Raw genomic sequence first — 6,779 nt, forward strand, 5'->3', positions numbered from 1 at the left:
CGATTCCGATTTTCGGGCCGATGCTGTAGGCTTTCGACATGCCGGGCCGATCCCTTCGGCCGGCCCGGCATGTGCCCAACCGCGCTCCGTAACCGGCATGTTGTCGTCCAGGCGAGAACCAAAGGCCTATGGCGCTTCCCGGCGGTTCCTCTCACCCGTCCTTCACCGTCTTCAGAACCTGCATCGGTCCATCGGAGAGACACTGCGAACCCGGTCCCGGCCATGACCGCGCCTGGGATGCAGCCTCCACCGATCCGCCTGATCTTCTGGTCTTCGGCGACGAACTCCCCGGTTTCGTCGAGGCGCCGAGGCGGGTCAGTTCTTCGGTAAGCGCGGGGGACCTGTTCCGCTGCGGTTCCCCGAGACTTCTGGGTTCCAAGGGGCCCGGCAGTGTTGTCGCTCAAGGCTTTACACCTGTTCGGGCACTGCTATTTTGGGCGGGGAACACGCGAAACGTAGCAGACGATGATTACCGACGCCGATGATTTCTTCACCAAGGGCTGCGGTCGATGCGCGCGCTTCGACACACCGGACTGCTCGACCCGTCAATGGATCGACGGCCTCAATAACCTGCGTCGCATCTGCCGCGACATGGGGCTGGAAGAGACCGTGAAGTGGGCCCACCCCACCTACATGCATGCAGGTCGCAACATCGCGATCTTCGGCGCGTTCCGTGGCGACTTCCGGCTGAGCTTCATGAACGCAAGCCTCCTGAACGACACAGAAGGTGTGCTCGAGCCGCAAGGGCCGAACAGCCGCACGCCGGGAGTGATCCGCTTCACCGATGTGGCGCAGGTCGGCGGGATGGAACCGGTGATCCGGGCTTATCTGCGGCAATTGATGGATCATGCCGAAGCGGGCAGGAAACCGCCGAAGGCTCACGCCGAGATCGAGATGCCCGATGAGCTGGCCGAGGCTTTGGATGCCGATCCGGAACTGGCCGAAGCGTTTCACGCGCTGCCCCCCGGGCGACAAAGAAGCTATATGTTCAACCTCAACCAGGCCAGAAAATCGACGACCCGCGTCGCCCGTATCGAGAAGTTCCGCGACAGGATCATCGCCGGAAAAGGCGCGATGGAGCGCTAGAGCGCCGGACCGACCCGGCATCGTCTCACCGTTTCTCGATGATCCTGACGCCGGGCGGGCTTCCGGAACCATCAATGCCCCTCAGCGCTCCTCATGGAAAGGTGAATTTGAAATTGTGGCAGGACGCGCAGTAGTTTTCCTGCGGCGCGTGCTGCAGATGGCACAAGGAACATTCGGCGAAGGGAGCGCCGTGCGGCGAGCTGTGCGGGTTGGTCGGGGACGCGTCGGCGGATCTTGCGCCAAGCGCTTCCAGCGGCCCGTGACAGTCGAGACAGACCCGTGTTTCCGGCTCTTCCGGCGCCTCGGCATTCTCATGGCATGTCGCGCATTCCAGCCCCGAAAGGTAATGGGTGTGGTCAAGGTGGAGCCTTCCCTCCAGGGCAAGCGGCGTTCCCGGAACATGGCAGTCCCGGCACCCGTTCATCGTCATCCCTTCGACAGCAGGGTGGGCATCGGGAAGAACGGCTCCGTCGACATGGCAGGCGCCGCAGGCGGAAGGCGTCACGGCATCGGCGACGGTCGCGCTCGTCTTGATGCCGGCGGCGCGCCCCACATCACGCAAATACCCTGAAGACTGAAACAGAAGGGCGTGTCGCCGGTCCTCCCCGAAGGCGGCATTCAGCGCCTGCAACTGGCAGATGCTGCGCTCGACCGAGGACATATTCTCCGACGCCGGATCCTGGGAGACCGCCGTTTCAAGGGTCGAACACGCGATATCCTGCGCGCCGGATGCCGGCGGCGCTGCTGCGGACGCCCAGATAGCCGCCGCTGCCCAAAACACAAGGGCAGCCGCTTGGCCTATGCTTGCCTGTTTCATCTCGCGAAGCTCCCTTTGAAATACCGATGCGACGCGCAACCCTGCGCCGCATCGCGTTTGGGCACCGCGCCTCCATCCGAAAACCGGAGGCGCCGGAAGGAGCGGCGCCAGAGCGCCAACCTGTGGAATCGACACATCGCGCTTTCCGAAAATCGATTCCGATCTTCGGGCCGATGCGCTAATCCCAGCGCGGTGCGGCCGCGGCATTGCGCCCGGCGATCCGGCCGAACACGAGGCAGTCCGCATAGGCGCAGGAGCCGAGGCGCGAGGCCCCGTGCACGCCGCCGGCAACCTCCCCGGCGGCATAAAGACCGGCAATCGGCGCGCCCGAACGGATGTCGAGCGCCTGCGCATCGGCATTGATCGCGCAGCCGCCCATCGTGTGGTGAATTTTCGGCGACAGCCTGACCACATAGAAGGGCGGCGTAGCCACCGTTCCGATATCGGCCGGCAGGTAGCGCCCGAACGCCCTGTCGGCGCCGGCATCGAGATCGCGGTTGAAGGCGCCGATCGTCTCCAGCAAGGGCTCCAGCGGGATCTGATGCGCGTCTGCGATCGCCTCGAGGCTGGCATATTCCCTGACGACGCCGGCGCTCATCATGCTCGCGAGATCTTCCGTGTCACCGCCGGTTGCCCTGGCATAGCCCGCAGCATCGGCGATGGCGATCGTCTTGTTGCCCGCCGCGAGAATGGCGTCGGCGCGCGTCTTGCGGTCGGCGTTCTCGTTGACGAACCGCTTGCCGGTCAGCGTGTCGATCCAGAGCCCGTAGGAGGCAGTGACCTCCTGCACGAAGTGCGGCGCTCGGCCGAAACCGCGCTCGTCGGGACTGGCCCAGGGGCCAAGCTGGATCCATGACGGCTGCACCAGGATGCAACCGATGCTGAGCGCCTCGCGCAGCGCTTCTGCGGTTGCGCCCGGCTGGTTGGTCGTATCGAGATCTCCGCCGAGACGGGGATCCTGCAGCGCCCGGAAAGCCGGATCGGCGCCGAACCCGCCCGTTGCCAGAACGACGGCGCGGCTGGCCCTGATGGTCATCGGCGTTCCGCTTTCAAGATCGGGATGCCTGAAATTGCGGTGCACCAGAACGCCTTTCACACGCCCGTCTTCATCGCGGATGATGCGCTTGAGAAGCATGCGCATGCGCGGCTCGACTCCCAGTTCCTTCAGCTTTTGCAGCTGCGGCACGATGATGCCCGAGCCGCTTTCCGCCTCCAGTCCGTAGGAACGCGGCACCGAGTGGCCGCCCATGTGCACAAGCCCGGCATACCGGACGCCCAGCTCATCGATCGTCCACTGCACCGTTTCCATCGATTTTTCGGCGACGGTTCTGGCAAGTTCGGGCTGGTTGAGCCGCAAGCCGGCTCTGAGCATGTCCTCGTAAAGGCTCTGCGGCGAATCTTCGATCCCCCGCTCTGCCTGGAGCGGCGATCCCGCCGCGGCGATCACGCCGCCGCTGATGATCGAGTTGCCGCCGGGCGTGCGCATTTTCTCGAGCAGTGCGACGGATGCCCCCGCCTTGGCGGCCTCATAGGCGGCGGCCAATCCGGCAAATCCGGTCCCCACCACAACGACATCGACAGTCTCATCCCATTCGGCGGGAAGTTCGCCTGTTTGCGCAAATGCTCCGGAAGCGGAAAGCGCAAGACCGCCGAGAACGGTCGATGCACCGGCGCCGAGCATCTGCCTGCGGCTCAGCCCGCGGGGATCGTCTCTGGACTTCTCCATGGTGACCTCCTCTGTCATCCGCTGAACACGCGTCGCAGAGACCGCAGGTCGGGCAGTCGGGCGACGGCCATTCAACAGAGCCATTCTCCGCAGGCCAATCGCGGGCCGCATTGATCCCTGTCAACGGACCATGTCAAAGCCGTCTCATGGCCGCCGGCTTCAGCACGGGCGGAGGCCCGACCGGGCAGGACATCGGACAACTGGACGCATCTTGCGGCAACGGGGACGGCTTGACTTGCGGACAGTTCGGGGACACATCCTTGCTCATGATCAACACGCGTCTCCATCTCCGCTCTCATCGGGTGTGCCTCATCGCAGGCAGATAGCCCCCGGCCTGGTCGCGTCGCGCCCCGGCCGCGGGGCATAGGCAGTTTGCCACCGGGCGTTTGAGACGGCGCCTGTCAAGCGACACGAAAATCCCCATACAGAGAAAACAACGCCCGCGCGCGGCGTTCATTGTGCTGCTCATCCCAGCAAGGAGACGGACTATGCCTTCCAACCACAAGAAACAACGCAAACCCGCGATTGTCCTGACGCAAACCGACCACAAGCGGCTTTCGCTTCTCGCCGAACAGTTTGACGACAAACATGCCGATCTGGCCGACGTCCTGTTTACCGAACTCGAGCGCGCCCGCATCGTGGCGGACGAACGCATAGCCGACGATGTCGTGCACATGGGAACGACCGTTCGCTTCACCACCGACCTCGGAGAGGACCGACAGGTAACGCTCGTCTACCCGGGAAAGGCCGATATCGCGGAGGGCCGGGTTTCCATCCTGACGCCGATCGGCGCGGCGCTGATCGGCCTGAAGGTCGGACACGCGATCGACTGGACCACACGGGACGGCCGGATATGCCGCCTGACGGTGGAAGCCGTGAGCCAGCCGCGCGCCCGGACAGACGGTTAGGCGCTTCGCATTCTTTCGGACGCCAAAAACAGCCGTAACATATTGAGTATCTTTACGCCTTCAGGAAAAACCGTTGTCGCCTAAGAGCGTGACGTCGGACGGGAAGATATTCATCCTGTCCGCCAACGCCGCTCCCGACGAGACCCGCAGCGGCGTAGAAACTCTGGACGGCCCGATACCGGACGCGCTCGGCATGGCCGCGTCCATCGGCATGTCTGTCGGGTCCGGCGAACCCGTTGCCATCCACTTCACGGGGCGCACAGCAGGAGCAACACGCCGCGGGTCAAGCTCTTGTCCCGCCATTGCCGCGCCAGGGCCGACGGCAGCCTGCCGCAGGGTGTGTTGTGAGACACATGCTCGTTTCTCGATGTGTTTCCTTGGTGAAGCTGATCGTCTACTGTTTGCGGCGAAACAAAGGGGGCTGGAGGAGAGCATTGCACGTCGGCCCAGGTTCCAAGTCCTCGGAAAAGAAAATGGGAGATCCGATGAAATACGCTCTTGCAGCAATCGCCATTCTGGCCGCAACGTCAGCCTCTGCCAACGACCCGCTTCTGGAAGACGCGATCGAATTCACAGGGCAGATTTTCCACCTCGACACCGGCGTCCCGGGTCTCGTCATCGCCGCCGTGCGGGGTGACGAGAGCGCCGTTTTCGGCTTCGGCGAAGTTGCCAGGGGCAGCGGCCTGGAGCCGGATGCCGACACGGTGATCGGGGTCGGGTCCGTGACCAAGACCTTCACGGGACTGTCGCTTGCATCGCTCGCAGCACAGGGCGTCGTTTCCCTCACCGATCCCGTCGGGCCGCATGCCGGGGTGGTCGACGCCCTGCCCGAAGAAGACGGACGGCAGATCCGTCTGATCGATCTTGCCACGCATTCAAGCGGCCTGCCGCGCGAACTCGCGCCTGTCGAGGGCGTCGAAAAATACAGCGATGCCTCTTTCGCGGCCAACCTTTCCGATGGCCCCTTGCTCTTCGCCCCGGCAAGCGGCGTCCTTTACTCGAATGTCGGCTTCGATGTCCTCGCCATGTCGCTTTCCGACATCGCCGGCGCGCCCTATGCGGACCTGCTGAAATCCGACGTTCTCGATCGCATCGGCCTGATGTCCACCAGCTATGAACGCCCCCAGGGCGCAAACGCCATGGCCGGCTACGACTGGAACGGCAATGAAATCGATCCGGGCGACCCTATCGAAAACCGCGAGGGCGCGTCCGGCCTTTATACGACCGCAAACGACATGCTGCAGTATCTGCGCTGGAACCTTGACCGCTTCGGCGAGAAGGATGCGGAAGTGCGCGCCCTGAGCCACGCGGCGTGGTTGATCCGTGACGGTCTGGATCCGGTCTCCGGGATGGATGAGTCCGGCCACATGAACGCGATGGGGCTCGGATGGGTCATCATGATGCCCGAAGGCGACCGGCCGCTGATCATCCAGAAAGCCGGAGGCACCAACGGCGTCTTCAGCTATCTCGCCTTCGCGCCGTCGCGCGGCGTCGGGGTTTTCATGGCCATCAACCAGTTCAACTTCTCGGCCGGCACGGAAATGGCGCAGGTCGTCAATGGTCTGATCGCGTCGCTCGCGCCGCGCTGACCGGCGTCGCGCCGGCCTGCCGCCTCCGGGCCGCCAGGCGGTCATGGATGGCGGCGGCCAAGGGCGCCCTCGCCTTACGGTCCCGCCATCCAGCGGCAGGCAGAGCAATTTCGCCGGCCCCCGCTGCGCCGGCCCAAGAGGGCCGGCCGTTCCGAGAGCGCCGTGCGACCATTCGGACGCACAACGGACGCTCTATTCTGTTGAATCTACGCCTCGCCGAACGGTCGTTGCTAAAGCCAGGCCGATTGCCCGCTCGTATCCGAGGGCCCTTCGGTGATGCCCTTGATCAGCACGCGCCGCGAACTCTCCAGATGGCCATGCATGGTCTTGCGCGCAGCCTCAGCGGATCCCTCGACAATCGACCGGTAGACGTCCGCGTGGCCGATGAAATCGGGCCCGTAAAACTCCGGGTGGCTGGCTTCGATGTGATAGAAGCGCTCGAATTCGCGGAGAACGCCGACGATGCAGCGGTGGAGCCTTTCATTGCCCGAGGCGATGGCGATGACTTCGTGAAAGGCGTTGTCGATCCGGATCATGCGGGCGATTTCGCAGGCGTCGGGCTTCATCTGCGGGGGCGTAAGGGCGCTGGCTTCGAGCAGTTCCTCAAGCTCGCCTGACTGCCGCGCCGAGATATGCGCGGCCGCAAGCGCCGC

The 6,779-nt window shown here is 64.2% G+C and carries 6 protein-coding genes; 3 read left to right on the forward strand and 3 right to left on the reverse strand.

The annotated features are described in order from the left end of the window. Positions 1–465: 465 nt before the first annotated feature. Positions 466–1,086, forward strand: coding sequence for a YdeI/OmpD-associated family protein (locus tag AC5DC2_RS16785; RefSeq protein WP_491699301.1), 621 nt, complete (start codon positions 466–468; stop codon positions 1,084–1,086). A 91-nt stretch (positions 1,087–1,177) separates the two neighbouring features. Here AC5DC2_RS16785 and AC5DC2_RS16790 read toward each other — a convergent pair whose 3' ends face one another. Both AC5DC2_RS16790 and AC5DC2_RS16795 read right to left on the reverse strand, forming a co-directional pair. Beyond that, on the reverse strand, positions 1,178–1,747 hold the full coding sequence (locus tag AC5DC2_RS16790) for a cytochrome c3 family protein (RefSeq protein ID WP_491699302.1): 570 nt from the start codon (positions 1,745–1,747) through the stop codon (positions 1,178–1,180). 334 nt (positions 1,748–2,081) lie between these two features. After that, entirely contained in the window at positions 2,082–3,629 is a 1,548-nt protein-coding gene (locus AC5DC2_RS16795; RefSeq protein ID WP_491699303.1) for a flavocytochrome c, read from the reverse strand. Between the two features lie 488 nt (positions 3,630–4,117). Here AC5DC2_RS16795 and rnk point away from each other — a divergent pair, with 488 nt between their 5' ends. Then, a complete protein-coding gene (gene rnk / locus AC5DC2_RS16800) occupies positions 4,118–4,537 on the forward strand; it encodes a nucleoside diphosphate kinase regulator (protein ID WP_491699304.1) in 420 nt (139 codons plus the stop codon). A gap of 473 nt (positions 4,538–5,010) precedes the next feature. Next, entirely contained in the window at positions 5,011–6,126 is a 1,116-nt protein-coding gene (ampH, locus tag AC5DC2_RS16805) for a D-alanyl-D-alanine-carboxypeptidase/endopeptidase AmpH (protein WP_491699305.1), read from the forward strand. A gap of 230 nt (positions 6,127–6,356) precedes the next feature. On the opposite strand, the gene AC5DC2_RS16810 is transcribed toward ampH, so the two are convergent. Next, positions 6,357–6,779: FCD domain-containing protein (locus tag AC5DC2_RS16810; protein WP_491699306.1), on the reverse strand; the 423-nt coding region annotated here is incomplete at its 5' end.

The organism is Martelella sp. (genome assembly GCF_984369615.1).

Excerpts from the sequence above, each read along its gene's own strand:
- AC5DC2_RS16790 (WP_491699302.1), bottom strand. The coding sequence starts at position 1,747 with ATGTCCTCGGTCGAGCGCAGCATCTGCCAGTTGCAGGCGCTGAATGCC.
- rnk (WP_491699304.1), top strand. The coding sequence starts at position 4,118 with ATGCCTTCCAACCACAAGAAACAACGCAAACCCGCGATTGTCCTGACG.
- AC5DC2_RS16785 (WP_491699301.1), top strand. The coding sequence starts at position 466 with ATGATTACCGACGCCGATGATTTCTTCACCAAGGGCTGCGGTCGATGC.
- ampH (WP_491699305.1), top strand. The coding sequence starts at position 5,011 with ATGGGAGATCCGATGAAATACGCTCTTGCAGCAATCGCCATTCTGGCC.
- AC5DC2_RS16795 (WP_491699303.1), bottom strand. The coding sequence starts at position 3,629 with ATGGAGAAGTCCAGAGACGATCCCCGCGGGCTGAGCCGCAGGCAGATG.